The organism is Sulfitobacter sp. NFXS29 (assembly GCF_040148765.1).
In the GTDB taxonomy this organism is placed as follows: Bacteria; Pseudomonadota; Alphaproteobacteria; order Rhodobacterales; family Rhodobacteraceae; genus Sulfitobacter.
In genome coordinates this window covers 58775-74440 of the sequence record NZ_JAGDED010000002.1, presented here as the reverse complement: position 1 = coordinate 74440, position 15666 = coordinate 58775, and the positions used below count along the sequence as shown (strand labels likewise).

The window sequence follows — 15666 nt, the reverse complement described above, 5'->3', positions numbered from 1 at the left end:
ATCGGTCCGGGTGCGGTTGGGGCCAGTCAGCTGGGCGCGATTGGCCTGCCCGTCGCGGAAAGCCGGGGTGCCGTGATCACATGGCACCATGCTCAGCCCTGCGCCTTGGGAATATGCCCGACGTTGGCGAGGAATTCGTTCAGCACTTCGGCGTATTCTTGCGGCTGCTCGACACAAGGCAGGTGCCCCGCGCGGCGGATCAGCTTGAATTTTGAGGCGGGGATCAGGTCCATCAACTCGCGCACCAGATCGGGCGGGGTGGAGCCGTCCTCGGACCCTGCGATGCCAAGCGCGGGCAGGCGCAGGCCGGAGGTGGGGGTCATGAAATCACTGTGCGAGATCGCCGCCGAACAGCCCGCATAGCCCGCGTCCGGCTGGCGGGTGAGCATGTTGCGCCAGAGCGCCATTTCCGGCGTGGCGCGGAATTCTGCGGAGAACCAGCGCTCCATCACCGCATCGGCAAGGCTTTCGATGCCGCCCTGTTCCACGGCGGCGATGCGCGTGTCCCAGATGTCGCGGTTGCCGATCTTGGTGGCGGTGTTGCTGAGCACCAGCGCGCGGATCATATCAAGCCGTTTCACCGCCAGCCCCTGCGCGATCATGCCGCCGATCGAGAGCCCGACGAAGACGCAGTTGCGCACCTGCAGGTGATCGAGCAGCCGTTCGGTATCGGTAATCAGCGACCCCATCGAATAGGGTGCGGGCGGGCAGGACGAGAGGCCATGGCCGCGTTTATCAAAACGGATGATGCGCAGACCGGGGGCGAGCAGTGGCAGAATAGGATCCCACAGGCGCATGTCGGTGCCGAGCGAATTGGCAAAGACCACAGGCGCGCCGTCTTCGGGGCCATCGACGCGGTAGTGAAGTTGGACGTCACCGGTGTCGAATATCTGCATTGGGGCTCTCCTGTAAGCGGCGGTGGTGGCCAGCATATCGCGCGAGGGGCCAAGGTCAAAGGCGGGACAGATCAAAAATGCCCTCTAGGCCGGCGCTGCCCTTGTCTTTACCCCAACATCTGCAGCGCCCGCGCGAACATATCCGCATCCACGTTCCCGCCAGAAATAGTGACGATCACATCGTCGCCCTCAATCTCAGCCCCACGGAACAGTGCCGCCGCCAGCGCCACGGCACCGCCCGGCTCGGCCACGACCTTCAGCCGGTTAAAGGCATGGCCCATCGCCTGCAGCGCCTCGTCGTCGCTCACCACCAGGCCCGGGCCGACAAGCCGTTGCATGATCGGAAAGGTCAGCTCGCCCGGCGCGGGTGTGACGATGGCGTCGCATATTGATCCCAAGGCGCTCGGATTCTGCTCGATCTTGCCAGAGGCCAGCGACCGGGCCGCATCGTCAAAGCCTTCCGGCTCTGCCGGGCGCACGCGGAGGGCGGGGGCCTCGGCCTCCAACGCCAAGGCGATGCCAGAGGTCAGGCCACCGCCGCCGCAGCAGACGATGACTTCGGCAGAGTTGATCCCCGCCTCGGCTGCCTGCTGCGCGATCTCCAGCCCTGTGGTGCCTTGGCCCGCGATCACCTGCGGCTCGTCATAGGGTTTGATCAGCGTGAGGCCGCGTTCTTCGGCCAGTTGCGCGCCGATCTTCTCGCGGCTCTCATTCGCGCGGTCATAGAGCACGACCTCGGCCCCATAGGCGCGGGTGTTGGCGATTTTCAGGCGCGGGCTGTCTTTGGGCATGACGATCACGGCGGGGGCACCGTGCATTTTCGACGCCAGCGCCACGCCCTGCGCGTGGTTGCCGCTGGAATAGGCGATGACGCCTTTCGCCCGCGCTTCAGGATCCAGTGATGACAGGGCCGACCACGCGCCGCGAAACTTGAAACTGCCGGTATGTTGCAAGCACTCTGGCTTGACCCAAATGCGACGGCCCGCGATCTCGTCCAGAAAGGGCGAGTTCAACAGGGGCGTGCGCCTCACATGGCCCTCTGCACGGACGGCGGCGGCGCGGATCATGTCGATGTTCATTACAATTGTCCTATCCATTCGTGCAGCGCGGCCAGCGCCTCGGGTTCGTCGAGAAACGGCACATGGCCGCGATCCGGCACCTCGGCCACGATCATATCCGGCCGCCGCGCCTGCATTTGCATCAGCGTTTCGCGGCTGAGCAGGGTCGAATTGGCCCCTCGGATCGCGGCCAGCGGCATGCCCTGGAGCGCATCGAAAAACGGCCAGAGGTCGGGAGTCGGCTGCCCCGCTGTGGCGATGGCATCGCGCAGATGCGGGTCATAGGTGATTTTCAGCCCGTCGTCGGTGGCTGTGTAATGGCGCTGCACCTCTTCCAGCCAGCGGCTTTCCGGCACGCCGCGAAATTCGGGAAAGGCCCGGGCCATGGCGGCGGCGGCCTCTTCATAGGTCTTGGCGGCGGGGTTGCGGCCCAGATAGCCCATGATGAACTCGATCCCCTTGGCGTCCAGCTCTGGCCCGACATCATTCAGCGCCACGCCCAGCAGGTGATCATGGGCGATCATCGCCAGCCCCATCGCATTGAGCCCGCCGCGCGAGGTGCCGATGATGGCGACCTTGTCCAACCCCAGATGCGCCAGCAGTTCCAGCACATCGCGGCATTCCACCGGCAGACTATAGTTCTTCCAGTTCTTGTCGAAGTCCGACCGACCACGGCCCCGGTGGTCCATGCGGATCAGGCGATGGCCCGCCAAATGAGGGGCCAGATAGTCGAAATCCGCGCCGGTGCGGGTAAGGCCCGCAAGGCAGAGGATCGGCAGCCCGTCGCCTTCATCCGTGTAATGCAGGGACAGCCCGTCGGAGGTGGTGAAACGCGCCATCAGAGGCCGGCCAATGCAGGGATGCCACTGAGTTCACGCAACTGATGCGCAGGTGTCCATGGCAGCCGGTCCACCGGATCGCCGCCCCGGTTGACCCACGCGGTTGTGAAACCATAGCCCGTCGCCGCCGCTGCATCCCAGCCGTTGGAGGAGACGAACAGCACTTCATCCTTAGCGCAGCCGTAGTGCTGTCCGACCAAATCATAGACCGATGCATGCGGTTTGAAGACCCCAACACTTTCGACCGAGAGCGACACATCCAATAGGTCACTGATTCCCGCGGATTGCACCGCCCCCTCCAGCATGGCGGGCGAGCCGTTGGATAGGATCGCGGTGTTCAGGCCGCCGTCTTTCAACGCGCGCAGCATGGCGGGAACCTCCGCAAAAGCCTGAAGCTCCCAATAAAGCGCCAAGAGGCGCTCGCGCAGGGCAGGGTCGTCAGCGACACCCATCTTCTCCAACGACCAGTCCAAACCCTCTTGGGTGACCTGCCAGAAATCGTCATGCGCCCCGGTCACGGCGCGCAGCCAGGAATACTGCAACTGCTTGAGGCGCCAGTGTTCTGCCAGTTGCGGCCAAGTGTCGGCGATGGCGGCAAAGGCGGGCTCCCGCGCGGCCTCGCGGGCGGCGGCGGCCACGTCGAACAGGGTTCCATAGGCGTCGAAAACACAGGTGGTAATGGGCATCTGGCTGGCTCTCCCTCATATGTCGCGGCAGAGTGGCATGCGGGCGAAGCGGCGAAAAGGGGCGAATTCCCCAATCGGCCGGGACTGGGGGTTTACTCTCGGGATCACAATCTTCATGCTGTCGCGGAATTTGGAGCACCCGCGCAGATACGCGGCCTCCTTCCCTTTTCCCCTGACAAATTGGAGACAACAATGGCTGAGGTCAAATCCGGCGACACAGTACAGATTCACTATACCGGCACCCTGCAGGACGGTACCACTTTTGACAGCTCCGAAGGCCGCGACCCGTTGGAGTTCGTTGTGGGCTCCGGCCAGATCATTCCCGGCCTCGACAGCGCGCTGCCCGGCATGGCTGAGGGCGACAAGAAGGTCGTTCAGGTGCCCAGCGACGACGCCTACGGCCCGGTAAACCCTGAGATGCGCCAATCGGTGCCGCGCGAAGGCATTCCGGCGGACATCCCGCTCGATCCCGGCACGCAGCTGCAGATGCAGACCCCCGAAGGTCAGGCGCTGCCGGTGACCGTGGTGGAAGTGGACGAGACCACCGTGACGCTCGACGCCAACCACCCGCTGGCGGGCAAAGACCTGCAGTTCGATATCGAATTGGTTAAGATCGCTTAAGCGATCTGACAATGGTACCGGGGGGGCAATCCCCCCGGTGACCCGACAAGGCGCGATGCGCGTCTTTTTCCCCTCGCACCGCAGCGCGCAGGCGCTTATGCAGGGGCCATGGATACCCCAGATACATTCGAGATTTTCCTTGTCTGCCCGCCCGGGCTTGAGGATTTGCTCTGCGCCGAGGCGCAGGAAAAAGGCTTTGCCGAAGCGCAGGCGCAGCCCGGTGGCGTGACCGTTCAGGGCGGTTGGCCCGAGGTCTGGCGCGCGAACCTGGAACTGCGCGGCGCGGGCCGGGTGCTGGCGCGGATCGGTGGGTTTATGGCCTTCCATCTGGCGCAGTTGGACAAGCGCTGCCGCAAGTTTTCCTTTGGTGACGTGCTGCGCGCCGATGTGCCGGTGAAGGTGCAGGTGACGACGAAGGCGTCAAAAATTTACCACGCCGGGGCCGCGCAGCAGCGGGTTGAGACCGCGCTGCGTGAAAGCCACGGGATTACGGTGGATGCGGAGGCGGCCTTGGTCCTGAAGGTGCGGATCGACGACAACGCGGTGATGTTCAGCATCGATACCTCCGGCGAGGCGTTGCACAAGCGCGGCCACAAGGAAGCGGTGGGCAAGGCACCGATGCGCGAGAATATGGCGGCGCTGATGCTGCGGTCATGTGGGTACACGCCGGGCGAGCCGGTGGTGGACCCGATGTGCGGCTCGGGGACGTTTTTGATCGAAGCCGCAGAGATTGCGGCGGGGCTGAAGCCGGGGCGCAGCCGGAGCTTTGCGTTTGAAGATTTGGCGAGCTTTGATGCCCTCGCGTGGGACGAGATGCGCAGCGGTGGGGATGTATCGCCCCCGTCGGCGCGGTTCTACGGCTCGGACCGGGATGCGGGCGCAATCCGCATGAGCACGGCCAATGCTGAGCGTGCGGGTGTGGGTGCGTGGTGCCATTTCGCCTGCCACGGGGCAGGGGAGGTGCAGCCGCCAGAGGGTCCGCCGGGGCTGGTGATCGTGAACCCGCCTTATGGGGGGCGGATTGGGAATAAGAAGCTGCTGTATCCGTTGTATGGGACTCTTGGTGAGACCTTGAAGTCGCGGTTCCGAGGCTGGCGTGTGGGGCTTGTCACGTCAGAGCCACCCTTGGCGCGGGCGACCGGGCTGCCGTGGAAACCGCAGGGGCCAGCGATTGCGCATGGTGGGATGAAGATATGGCTCTGGCAAACGGATGCGCTGCGATAGAGACCGAGGGTCAGCGCCCGCCCGTGGGGTGGCGATTGCAGCGTTCATCCGTCCCACTTTATGGTGCGGCTTTAGCGCACCCTCGAAAAGGCGCGCCCAGCCTCACCAAATCGCCTCCCCGTGGGGACGGGCAGGCGATGGCCCGGCGCCTACGGCTTGATTCCGGGCCGAGGTAGTTAAACCCTTAAAGGTTCTCAGCCTGCGGCATCCCCAACACGTGGAAACCACCATCCACACGGACAATCTCCCCCGTCGTGCAAGCGCCCGCATCAGACGCCAGATAAACCGCCGTCCCACCAACAGCCTCCAACGTCGCATTCGACCGCAACGGCGCATTCTGATCCGTGTGCTTATAGGTCTTGCGCGCGCCGCCAATGGCAGCCCCCGCCAGCGTCTTCATCGGCCCAGGGCTAATTGCGTTCACGCGGATCCCCTCCGGCCCCAGATCGTTCGCCAGATAGCGCGTGGCGCTTTCCAACGCCGCCTTGGCCACACCCATCACATTGTAGTTCGGCGTCACGCGGTTCGACCCCATGTAGGTCAACGTCAGCAGCGTGCCGCCGTTCTCCACCATCAGCGGATGCGCCCGGCGCGCGACGTCGATGAAGGAATAGGCCGAGATATCCATCGAGTTCTTGAAGTTCGCCCGGCTGGTGTTCAAGAAGCGTCCCGTCAACTCGGATTTGTCCGAGAAAGCAATGGCATGCACGACGAAGTCAATCGTCGGCCAGCGCGCGCCCAATTCCTCAAACGCGCGGTCGAGCGAGGCGTCATCGGTTACATCAACATCGACCATGAAGTCCGACCCGACACTCTCCGCCAGCGGCTCAAGACGCTTGCCAAAGGCCTCGCCCTGATAGGTGAAGGCCAGTTCGGCCCCGGCCTCGGCCATCGCCTTGGCGATGCCCCAAGCGATGGAGCGTTCATTGGCCACACCCATGATAAGGCCGCGTTTTCCTGCGAGCATTCCTGACATATCGCGCCCTCAGCCCTTATACTTTGACAGGATCATCGACCCATTGGTGCCACCAAATCCGAAGGAGTTGGTCATCACGGAATCGAGGCCCGCGTTGTCGACGCGCTCCAGCGCAATCTCGGAAGGATCAAGCGCCGGGTCGAGGTTTTGCACGTTGATCGACTTGGCGATGAAATCATTCTCAAGCATCAGCAGGCTAAAGATTGCCTCCAACGCACCGGCGGCGCCTTGGGCGTGGCCTGTCATCGATTTGGTCGAGCTAACGGGCGGCGTGCTGCCTTTACCGAAGACGCGGCGGACCGCTTCGATCTCGCCCACATCGCCGACGGGGGTGGAGGTGCCGTGTGCGTTGATATAGCCGACCTTGCGGCCCTCGGGCAGCGTGTCGAGCGCCAGACGCATCGCACGCTCGCCGCCTTCTCCGGAAGGCGCTACCATGTCGTGCCCATCGCTGGTGGCGGCATAGCCCGTCACCTCGGCGTAGATTTTCGCGCCGCGCGCCAGTGCGTGGTCGAGGTCTTCGAGCACCAGCATGCCGCCGCCGCCAGAGATCACAAAACCGTCGCGGTCCGCGTCAAAGGCGCGGCTCGCTGTTTCGGGGGCGTCGTTGTACTTGGACGACATCGCGCCCATTGCGTCAAAGAGGCAGGACAGCGTCCAGTCCAACTCTTCGCCGCCACCGGCAAACATCACATCTTGCTTGCCCAGCATGATCTGTTCAGCCGCGTTGCCGATGCAGTGCAGCGAGGTGGAGCAGGCCGAGGTGATGGAATAGTTGATGCCTTTGATCTTGAAAGCGGTCGAAAGGTTCGCGCTGACTGTCGAGGACATGCACTTCGGCACGGCAAACGGCCCGATGCGCTTGGTCGCACCGGTGTCCTTGACGATGTTATGCGCGGCGAACATGGCGCTTGTCGACGGCCCGCCCGAGCCTGCCACCAGACCCGTGCGCGGGTTGCTGATCTGGCTCTCGTCCAGACCCGCATCCTTGATCGCCTGATCCATCGCGACATAGGCATAGCCTGCGCCCGGACCCATGAAGCGCAACGTGCGCTTGTCGATATGGTCGGCCAGATTGATCTTAAGCGTCCCGGCCACGCGGCTGCGGAACCCGTGTTCGGCCATCTCCGGGCTTGCTTCGATCCCGGAGGTGCCGTCCTTCAGCGCGGCTAGCACTTCTTCGGCGTTATTTCCGATGGATGAGACAATTCCCAACCCTGTGACGACGACGCGGCGCATGGGCAGCACTCCTTTGTTTTATCAGCCCCGGTGTATGACAGCACAGCGGGACGGCGCAAGCGGTTTGCCAAAACCACCCGGGCGGAAGTTGCCGGTCAAGGTTCTGTGATGGAACGCGCGGAGGACGGGCGGTGTTTGCCCAACGAGACATAAAGGAGAACAGAATGCCCGAGATCAAGACGGTAAACCCCGCCACCGAAGAGGTCCTGAACACCTACACCGTGATGTCCGAAGCTGAAGCGATCCGCGCGGTCGAGGCCACGCATGAGGCTTTTAAGGACTGGCGCAAGTTCTCCCATGATGAGCGCGCGCCCTATCTAAAAAAGATCGCCGAAAAGCTTCGCGATAATAAGGAGGAACTGGCCGAGTTGATGACCCGCGAGGTTGGTAAGTTGTACAAAGACAGCCTTGACGAAGTTGACCTCTGCGCCGCGATCTTTGACTGGACCGCCGATGCGGGCCCGGAAAAGCTCAAGGACGAAACCCGCGAGTTGATGGATGGCAAGAAAAACGGCGTGGTGACCTATCAGCCGATTGGCGTGATCTATTCGGTCCAGCCGTGGAACTTCCCTTTTTACCAGCCGGTCCGCGTTCTGGCGGCAAACCTGATGGCAGGCAATGGCAACGTGTTGAAACACGCCCAAATTTGTACCGGCAGCGCGCTGCGTCTTAAGGAAATCTGCGAAGAGGCGGGCCTGCCGAAAGACCTGTTTAACGTCGTCATTATTGACCATGACACCAGCGACAAGCTGATCGCCCATGATCTGGTGCGCGGCGTGACCATGACCGGCTCGGACAAAGCGGGGAGCCACATCGGGTCGCTGGCAGCAAAGCATCTCAAGAAATCGGTGCTGGAACTGGGCTCGAACGATGCCTTTATCGTGCTGGATGACGCGGATATCGACACGGCGGTGAAATTCTCTGCTGCTGGTCGGATCTACAACAATGGCCAGACCTGCATCTCGGCAAAGCGCTTTATCGTGACCGACAAGAACTACGACGCCTTCGTGAAAGCCTTTGTCGAGCAGATGAAATCAATCGAGATGGGCGACCCGATGGACAAGAGCACCGGCCTTGGCCCGCTGTCGAGCCAAGAACAGTTCGAGACGGTGCGCGATCAGGTCAAGGAAAGCGTCGAAAAGGGCTGCGAACTGCTCTGTGGCGGCGAAGTGCCTGACCGCACGGGGGCTTACTATCCATCGACCGTGTTGGGCAATGTGAAGCCCGGCTCACCTGCTTATGACGACGAAATTTTTGGCCCCGTTGCCTCGGTGATCCGCGCCAAGGATGACGAAGATGCGATGCGTATTGCCAATGACAGCCGCTATGGTCTCGGCGGCGGTATCTTCTCGAAAGACGAGGACCGCGCGTTGGAGTTGGCCCGAGCCGAGTTTGACACTGGGATGATCCGGATCAACGGTTTTGGTTTGGCGGATCCGAATATGCCCTTCGGCGGGGTCAAGAACTCCGGTTATGGCCGCGAACATGGCGGCTTTGGCATGAGCGAATTTGTCAACGCCAAGGCGATTTTCCTGCCGTCCTAAGTGGCAAAGGGCGGGCGGTGGTGCACGCCGCTCGCCAATTTGAACGATAGTTTCCAAGAGGTTCTAGATGACTATGAAAGTACTTGTCGCCGGTGCGACCGGCAAAACCGGGCGTTTGCTCGTCAGTGAATTGAAAGACCGAGGGGCCGTGCCCATCGCGCTGGTGCGCGACGGTTCTGACACGTCTGTTCTGCCTGAGGGCACCGAGCAGCGGAAGGGTGATTTGACCAATTTGCAGGCGGGCGTCTGTGACGGCGTCGATGCGGTGGTCTTTGCAGCCGGGTCTGGCGGCAACACAGGGCCCGAGATGACCGAGAAGGTCGACCGCGAGGGCGCGCAACATCTGGTCGATCTGGCGCGCGAGGCGGGTGTTGAGCGTTTCGTCATGCTGAGCTCCGTCGGTGCCGACAATCCGCCGGAAGACCATGAGATGACTCATTACCTGAAGGCGAAGCAGGCGGCAGACGCGCATCTGCAAGCCTCTGGGTTGACCCATTCGATCCTGCGGCCTGTGGCGCTGACCGATGACCCCAAGACCAATGCGATCAATCTGGGCGAAGGGGTGGACCAGAAAGGCGAAGCGCATCGCGCCGATGTGGCCGCTGTATTGGCCGAGGCGGCAGTGACCGGGCGCCACGATGGCAAGGTGCAAGAGATGCAGACGCTCTGAACGGGTGATGCAAACGCAAAAGGGGGCCACGCGGGCCCCCTTTTTCTTGTCGGAATGTCGCCTCGGCTCAGCTTTCGCTCAGCGCGACTTTCATGTCTTTTACCTGATAGATCACCTCGCCATCGGCTTCGACGATGCCATCGGCCACGCCCATGGTCAGGCGGCGGGTCTGGATCGCCTTGGTGAAATCAATTTTGTAGGTCAGCATCTTGCGCTCAGGGCGTACCATGCCCGTCAGCTTCACTTCGCCCACGCCAAGCGCATAGCCGCGCCCCTTCCAGCCGCGCCAGCCGAGGTTGAAACCGGTCAACTGCCACAGACCGTCAAGACCCAGACAGCCGGGCATGATCGGGTTGCCGGGGAAGTGGCATTCGAAAAACCACAGGTCGGGCGTGATGTCGAACTCAGCGGTAATATGGCCCTTGCCATGGGCGCCGCCATCGGCGGATACATCGGTGATCCGGTCCATCATGAGCATCGGCGGGGCGGGAAGCTGTGCGTTACCGGGGCCGAAAAGTTCGCCGCGGGCGCATTTCAGCAGATCTTCCTTGTCGAAACTCGTGGGGTAGTCGGCCATCCTGCGGCTCTCCTGCTGCTCTGTTATATTACCGGCCCGGTTTAGCACCGCGTTCCGGGCTGCTGCAAGACCCGGGCGCGGGGGGCTGCAACGATTGGTTTGAGGTTTTCAATTGAAAACCGGGGATTTCCTCCTTTATATGACCCTGAAAGGCAGGGAACTGATGTCCGAACAGGAACAAGAGGTCGGAACGCGCTGGCTGGCTCAGGCCGGGCTGCGCCCTACGCGCCAACGTGTCACGCTGGCGAGCCTTTTGGTGGGCGATGGCCAAGACCGCCATGTCACTGCCGAAAGCCTGTTCGAGGCCGCAAAGGGGCAGGGCGAGGCCGTGTCGCTGGCCACGGTCTATAACACGCTGCGCGCCTTTTGTGATGCGGGGCTGTTGCAGGAAGTGACCGTGGATGGCTCGAAAAGCTATTTCGACACCAACACCCACGATCACCCGCATTTCTTTTGGGAAGACGACAGCAAGCTGACCGACGCGCCCTCTGAGCAATTGGTGATCGCGCAGCTTCCCGATGCGCCCGATGGGGCCGAGATTGCCTCGGTCGATGTGGTGATCCGCCTGCGCCGGAAATCCTGAACGGGCGGGGCACGCCCCGCCGCCTGAGCGATCAGCCGCGTTTGCGCAGCACCAGAAACGTCATCATGCCCATCGGCGGCAAGGCGCGTTCGTCTTCGACCTGCAGCGCGTCTTGTTGCAACACGGTCTCCATCTCGAAATCCGAATGCCAGCCAAGCGTATTGGCAAAGGGGGCCGAGACCTTTTCAAGAAAGCCCAACACGCCGGTGGTCCGCATGAAGTGGTTGGCGATGACCACCTGACCGCCGGGTTTGAGCACGCGGGCGATCTCTTCCATGACGCGCTCAGGTTCGGGCACGACCGACAGAACATGCATGGCGGCGATGGTGTCGAAACTGGCGTCGGGGAAATCAAGGGCGCGCGCATCCATCTGGCGCAGGTCTGACACATGTTTCAGCCCTTCCCGCGTCACGCGCTGGCGGGCCTTGGCGAGCATCTCATCACTGAAATCAATGCCGGTGACCGATAGATGCGGCGCGTAGTGAGGCAGGGAGAGGCCCGTGCCAACGCCCACTTCCAGCACCGAGCCTGCGCCCTTGTTGATATGGGCGACCACATGGCGGCGACCGCCGCTGGTCAGCGCGCCAAAGGTTTTGTCATAGATCGGCGCCCAGCGGGCATAAGAAGTCTCGACCGCCTTGATATCCATCTTAAATCCTTTTGGTTTTATTCGTTTTCTTCGCCCGCAATAGGCCCCAGATCACCATGCCGATATAGGCCACACAGAGCACGACAAGCGTGGTCCACGCATAGGTCGCCAGTGCGGCGGCAAAAATTGCCACGCCCACCAGCAGATATTTCACATGGCGCCGCGAGACCTTAGTGGTCTTGAAAGACCATGTGGGGATGCGGCTGATCATCAAGAATCCGATCAGCACCATATGCAGGCAGATCAACCAATCCGGCACGATGGGCCGGTTATGAAAGGCAAAGGAGGCAGTCATCGGCAGCAGCACCAGCAACGCACCGGCAGGCGAGGGGATGCCGGTAAAGAACGAGCCGCTTTCACCCACCGCGTCGCCGTTCTTGGCCTTTTCGGCTTCGGCTTTGTCGTTCACGTTGAAGCGCGCCAATCGCACCACGCAGCAGACCGCATAGATCAGCACGGAAATCCACGCCGCGCTGCGCATGTCTTGCAGCGCCCAGAAATAGAGGATCAGCGGCGGGGCCACCCCGAAGTTCAGGAAATCCGCCAGCGAATCCAGTTCCGCGCCCATCGGGCTGGAAGAGCGCAAGAGCCGCGCGAGCCGTCCGTCCAATCCATCGAGCACACAGGCCAGCAAGATCAGCTGCACCGCCAGCACATAGTTGCCCTGCACCCCAAAACGGATCGCCGAAAGCCCTGCGCAAATCGCGGTAATCGTCAGAGCGTTCGGCAGAAGCTGGATCAGCGCAAGGTCTGCGCCGGTCTTTTCAGAAGGGGGGCGCATGCAGGCTTTCCTAAAGTGGGGCGGTGTCGATCACCGGTTGTTTCAACTCGGCCAGCACGGTTTCCCCGGCGACCATGGTCTGCCCAATGCGCACCATCGGGTCGACGCCTTCGGGCAAATAGACATCTAGCCGGGAGCCGAAGCGGATCAAGCCAAAGCGTTCGCCGGTTTCCAGCCCGTCGCCGGATTTGACGAAACAAACGATACGCCGCGCCACAAGGCCCGCAATCTGCACAACGGCCAGATCGCGCCCGTCGTCCATGCGGATGCACAGGCTGTTGCGCTCATTGTCGGCGCTGGCCTTGTCGAGCGAGGCGTTGAAGAACTTGCCCGGGCGGTAGGCCACGGCCTGCACCTTGCCCGCAACGGGGGCGCGGTTGATGTGGCAGTTAAACACGCTCATGAAGACGCTGACGCGGGTCAGCGGCACATCGGGCATGCCCAGTTCCGCGGGCGGCACCGCAGGCTCGATGAGCGAGACGATGCCGTCGGCAGGGCTGACGATCAGGTCGGGCCTATCCGGCGTGACGCGCTCCGGGTCGCGGAAAAAGTAGTAGCACCAGATGGTGAGACCGACGCCGATCCAGCCCAGCACCTCTTCGATGGCGAAGAGCACCAGTGTGACAGCGGCGAAGATCGCCACGAATTTGATGCCCTCGCGGTGCATCGGTTTGATGAATGTATCGAGCAAGTTGACGGACATCGGACCCTCCCGTTCAGGCTGTCTTCCGTCATAGGTGCATGGCGGGCGAGTGCAAGGAGGTTTTGGGCAGGCGCGGGTTTTGGGCGGTTGCGAGCTGAACGGTGAGAGCACCGGATACAGGCGGCGTCCTGTCCGAGCGTCGAAAAGGTTAGCTGCCATGCGCTGAGGGTGTCGCCCTCCGGGGGGAGGGAGGGCGATGCCCGGTGTGCCACCGGGCGGGACAGTCTGAATAGGTCGCGGCTCCAATCGGCGCCTTTAGAACCGGCGGGCCCCGTTCAAAACCACTGCCCCGGCTCCATCAGACCCAAATCCATCAACTGCCGGGAATGCCACTCGAACGGCTCGGAATTCTGCCATTGAAATGTCGGGATATCGTAACGGCTGCCCGGATTGCTCTTCAGCGCCTTGGCGGTGCGGAAAGAGCAGATTGCCGCCGTTACGTTGTGGTGCCATTCGCAGGCGTAGGTATTGTATTCCTCGTCATTGAACGTGTGATCGCCGCGCAGCAGCAGCCCCGGTTTGGCGCGAAACAGCGGGATGCGGTCGATCTTGCGGCTCTGCGGTGGCACGTGTTCCTCGAACCGCCAGCGCAGCCCGCCAAAGAAATCAAGCTGCCGTTCCTTGGGATGCCCCTGCCGCGACGGATCCTTGCGCGCCAGCGCGTAATAGCCTGAGCGGTCCAGATGCGCCTGATCGAGTGAGACGGCATCGGGATGCCTTTGGAGGTCCAGCGCATAGAGGTCGACGACATAGGCCAGCATGGCATCGCGCCGCTCTTCTCCGTGAAAGGCCAGCAATTCCTTGACGTTGCGCGTCTCACTGAAGGGGTGGAAGAGGTATTCGGCGTTATAGCAGTAATAAAGCCATTGCCCCGGCACCGCGGCAATCATGCGGTTCACCGCCGCCTCCAGCGCGGCTTCGGCGGTGGTGTCATAGTCCACCCGCAGCACGCTTTCCTGCAAGTCGCGGGGCAGGTCAAAAGCGGGGGGCATCAGCGCCACCACACTGTCAAAGCCCGCTTGCTGGTGATGGCGCAGGGTGGTGTCGATCTCGACCTCATCCTCGACCAAGATCATGGCGATGGGGCCTGCCTCCAGCGCCGGACGGGCCTCTTTGATAAGATGGTCTAGATCGCGATACCGCATAGGCCCCCGCTGGTATTTCCCTGCCGCAAAGTCGGTCAATTCCGGGTCCATTGCAAGACGCGGCCACCGCTGTTAGACGACGCCATCTGCCCGAAATCCGTCAAAACCCTTGGATGCCCGCCATGACACAACCGAAAAAGCTGTTCATCAAGACCTATGGTTGCCAGATGAACGTCTATGACAGCGAACGCATGGCCGAAAGCCTTGGCAGTCAGGGCTATGTCACGACCGACCGGGCCGATGATGCGGATATGATCCTGCTCAACACCTGCCACATCCGCGAAAAGGCTGCAGAGAAGGTCTATTCCGAACTGGGCCGCCTGAAGCCGTTGAAAGACGCGCGCCCCGATCTGAAGATCGGCGTGGCGGGCTGCGTGGCCCAAGCCGAGGGCGAAGAGATCATGCGCCGCCAGCCGGCTGTCGATCTGGTGGTCGGACCGCAAAGCTATCACCGTCTGCCAGAGATGGAGGCGAAGGTGCAGAGCGGGCAAAGCGCGCTCGACACCGATTTTCCGGCAGAAGACAAATTCGACCACCTTAAAGGCCGCCCCAAGATGAAACGCGCGCCCGCGGCCTTCCTCACCGTGCAAGAGGGCTGCGACAAGTTCTGCGCCTTCTGCGTGGTGCCCTATACGCGGGGGGCCGAAGTTTCTCGCCCCGCCGAGAAGGTGCTGGAAGAGGCCCGCGATCTGGTCGAACGCGGCGTGCGCGAAGTCACCCTGCTGGGCCAGAATGTCAATGCCTACCACGGCGGTATGACGTTGGCCGGTCTGATCCGCGCGCTGGCCAAAATCGACGGGTTGGAGCGTATCCGCTACACCACCAGCCACCCCAACGACATGGGCGACGATCTGATTGCGGCCCATGGTGAGGTGCCCGAGCTGATGCCCTACCTGCACCTGCCGGTACAGTCGGGCAGCGATCACATCCTGAAACGGATGAACCGCAGCCACACCGCCGAAAGCTATCTGAAGCTGCTCGAACGCATCCGCGAGGCGCGGCCTGACATCGTGCTGTCGGGCGATTTCATCGTCGGCTTCCCCGAGGAAAGCGATGCCGACTTTGAGGCGACGATGGAGCTCGTCCGGCAGGTGCGCTACGGCTATGCCTATTCGTTCAAATATTCCACCCGCCCCGGCACCCCGGCGGCCGAACGCCCGCTGGTCGATGCAGCCGTGGCCGACGATCGCTTGCAGCGCCTGCAAGGGTTAATCACCCAGCACCAACGAGAAATCCAGCAGTCGATGGTGGGCCGCGAGGTGTCGGTTCTGGTTGAAAAGAAGGGCCGTTTGCCCGGTCAAATGCTTGGCAAGTCAGAGTATCTCCACGCGGTTCATATCGAGAACTGCACGGCGCAGATCGGTGACATCCAGCGCGTAAGAGTGACCGAAGCCAAGACGAACTCTTTGGCAGCTGTTTTGGTCTAACGGGCCGCCACTAGGGCCGTTGCGGGTGCGCGTTGCCGCGCACCCTGA

17 protein-coding genes are annotated in these 15666 nt (G+C 62.2%); 6 read left to right on the top strand and 11 right to left on the bottom strand.

Features of this window, described 5'->3' with window-relative positions; translation table 11 throughout:
* Nucleotides 1-92: 92 nt before the first annotated feature.
* The 4 genes from pcaD to J3456_RS05105 all read right to left on the bottom strand — a co-directional run bounded on the left by pcaD (nucleotide 93) and on the right by J3456_RS05105 (nucleotide 3479).
* On the bottom strand, nucleotides 93-896 hold the full coding sequence (pcaD, locus tag J3456_RS05120; RefSeq protein WP_349579195.1) for a 3-oxoadipate enol-lactonase: 804 nt from the start codon (nucleotides 894-896) through the stop codon (nucleotides 93-95).
* Between the two features lie 107 nt (nucleotides 897-1003).
* Nucleotides 1004-1975: a threonine ammonia-lyase gene (locus J3456_RS05115; RefSeq protein WP_349579194.1), complete on the bottom strand. Its 972-nt coding sequence runs from the start codon at nucleotides 1973-1975 to the stop codon at nucleotides 1004-1006.
* The gene (locus J3456_RS05110; protein ID WP_349579193.1) at nucleotides 1975-2793 is read right to left on the bottom strand and encodes an alpha/beta fold hydrolase; all 819 of its coding nucleotides are present in this window, start codon (nucleotides 2791-2793) and stop codon (nucleotides 1975-1977) included. The genes J3456_RS05115 and J3456_RS05110 overlap by 1 nt, the downstream gene beginning before the upstream one ends.
* Nucleotides 2793-3479, bottom strand: a complete 687-nt coding sequence (locus J3456_RS05105) for a haloacid dehalogenase type II (RefSeq protein WP_349579192.1) — start codon at nucleotides 3477-3479, stop codon at nucleotides 2793-2795. Before J3456_RS05105 ends, J3456_RS05110 begins: the two co-directional genes overlap by 1 nt.
* Nucleotides 3480-3671: 192 nt before the next feature.
* On the opposite strand from J3456_RS05105, the gene J3456_RS05100 reads away from it, so the two are divergent.
* Nucleotides 3672-4100, top strand: a complete 429-nt coding sequence (locus tag J3456_RS05100; protein WP_349579191.1) for an FKBP-type peptidyl-prolyl cis-trans isomerase — start codon at nucleotides 3672-3674, stop codon at nucleotides 4098-4100.
* A 108-nt stretch (nucleotides 4101-4208) separates the two neighbouring features.
* A complete protein-coding gene (locus tag J3456_RS05095) occupies nucleotides 4209-5324 on the top strand; it encodes a THUMP domain-containing class I SAM-dependent RNA methyltransferase (protein ID WP_349579190.1) in 1116 nt (371 codons plus the stop codon).
* Between the two features lie 184 nt (nucleotides 5325-5508).
* Here the strand turns inward: J3456_RS05095 and J3456_RS05090 are convergent, their stop codons facing one another.
* Together J3456_RS05090 and fabB are read right to left on the bottom strand one after the other, a co-directional pair.
* A complete protein-coding gene (locus J3456_RS05090) occupies nucleotides 5509-6300 on the bottom strand; it encodes an enoyl-ACP reductase FabI (RefSeq protein ID WP_349579189.1) in 792 nt (263 codons plus the stop codon).
* 9 nt (nucleotides 6301-6309) lie between these two features.
* Complete coding sequence (gene fabB, locus J3456_RS05085; protein ID WP_349579188.1) at nucleotides 6310-7539, bottom strand: beta-ketoacyl-ACP synthase I; 1230 nt, start codon at nucleotides 7537-7539, stop codon at nucleotides 6310-6312.
* A gap of 164 nt (nucleotides 7540-7703) precedes the next feature.
* Here fabB and J3456_RS05080 point away from each other — a divergent pair, with 164 nt between their 5' ends.
* Entirely contained in the window at nucleotides 7704-9083 is a 1380-nt protein-coding gene (locus J3456_RS05080) for an NAD-dependent succinate-semialdehyde dehydrogenase (protein ID WP_349579187.1), read from the top strand.
* A gap of 67 nt (nucleotides 9084-9150) precedes the next feature.
* Nucleotides 9151-9753 (top strand): SDR family oxidoreductase, encoded by a 603-nt coding sequence (locus J3456_RS05075; RefSeq protein ID WP_502989491.1) that lies wholly within the window; start codon nucleotides 9151-9153, stop codon nucleotides 9751-9753.
* 67 nt (nucleotides 9754-9820) lie between these two features.
* On the opposite strand, the gene fabA is transcribed toward J3456_RS05075, so the two are convergent.
* Nucleotides 9821-10330, bottom strand: a complete 510-nt coding sequence (gene fabA, locus J3456_RS05070) for a bifunctional 3-hydroxydecanoyl-ACP dehydratase/trans-2-decenoyl-ACP isomerase (RefSeq protein WP_349579186.1) — start codon at nucleotides 10328-10330, stop codon at nucleotides 9821-9823.
* 163 nt (nucleotides 10331-10493) lie between these two features.
* Between fabA and irrA the strand changes: the two genes are divergently transcribed.
* Nucleotides 10494-10913, top strand: coding sequence for an iron response transcriptional regulator IrrA (gene irrA, locus J3456_RS05065; protein WP_120350574.1), 420 nt, complete (start codon nucleotides 10494-10496; stop codon nucleotides 10911-10913).
* A gap of 31 nt (nucleotides 10914-10944) precedes the next feature.
* Here irrA and J3456_RS05060 read toward each other — a convergent pair whose 3' ends face one another.
* The 4 genes from J3456_RS05060 to J3456_RS05045 form a co-directional block, all read right to left on the bottom strand.
* On the bottom strand, nucleotides 10945-11562 hold the full coding sequence (locus J3456_RS05060) for a class I SAM-dependent methyltransferase (protein WP_349579185.1): 618 nt from the start codon (nucleotides 11560-11562) through the stop codon (nucleotides 10945-10947).
* A 1-nt stretch (nucleotide 11563) separates the two neighbouring features.
* On the bottom strand, nucleotides 11564-12343 hold the full coding sequence (gene pssA, locus J3456_RS05055; RefSeq protein ID WP_259948618.1) for a CDP-diacylglycerol--serine O-phosphatidyltransferase: 780 nt from the start codon (nucleotides 12341-12343) through the stop codon (nucleotides 11564-11566).
* Nucleotides 12344-12353: 10 nt separating this feature from the next.
* On the bottom strand, nucleotides 12354-13046 hold the full coding sequence (locus J3456_RS05050) for a phosphatidylserine decarboxylase (protein ID WP_067627309.1): 693 nt from the start codon (nucleotides 13044-13046) through the stop codon (nucleotides 12354-12356).
* Between the two features lie 275 nt (nucleotides 13047-13321).
* Complete coding sequence (locus tag J3456_RS05045) at nucleotides 13322-14191, bottom strand: hypothetical protein (RefSeq protein WP_349579184.1); 870 nt, start codon at nucleotides 14189-14191, stop codon at nucleotides 13322-13324.
* Nucleotides 14192-14313: 122 nt separating this feature from the next.
* Here J3456_RS05045 and miaB point away from each other — a divergent pair, with 122 nt between their 5' ends.
* Nucleotides 14314-15618, top strand: a complete 1305-nt coding sequence (gene miaB, locus J3456_RS05040) for a tRNA (N6-isopentenyl adenosine(37)-C2)-methylthiotransferase MiaB (RefSeq protein WP_349579183.1) — start codon at nucleotides 14314-14316, stop codon at nucleotides 15616-15618.
* Nucleotides 15619-15666 lie beyond the last annotated feature (48 nt).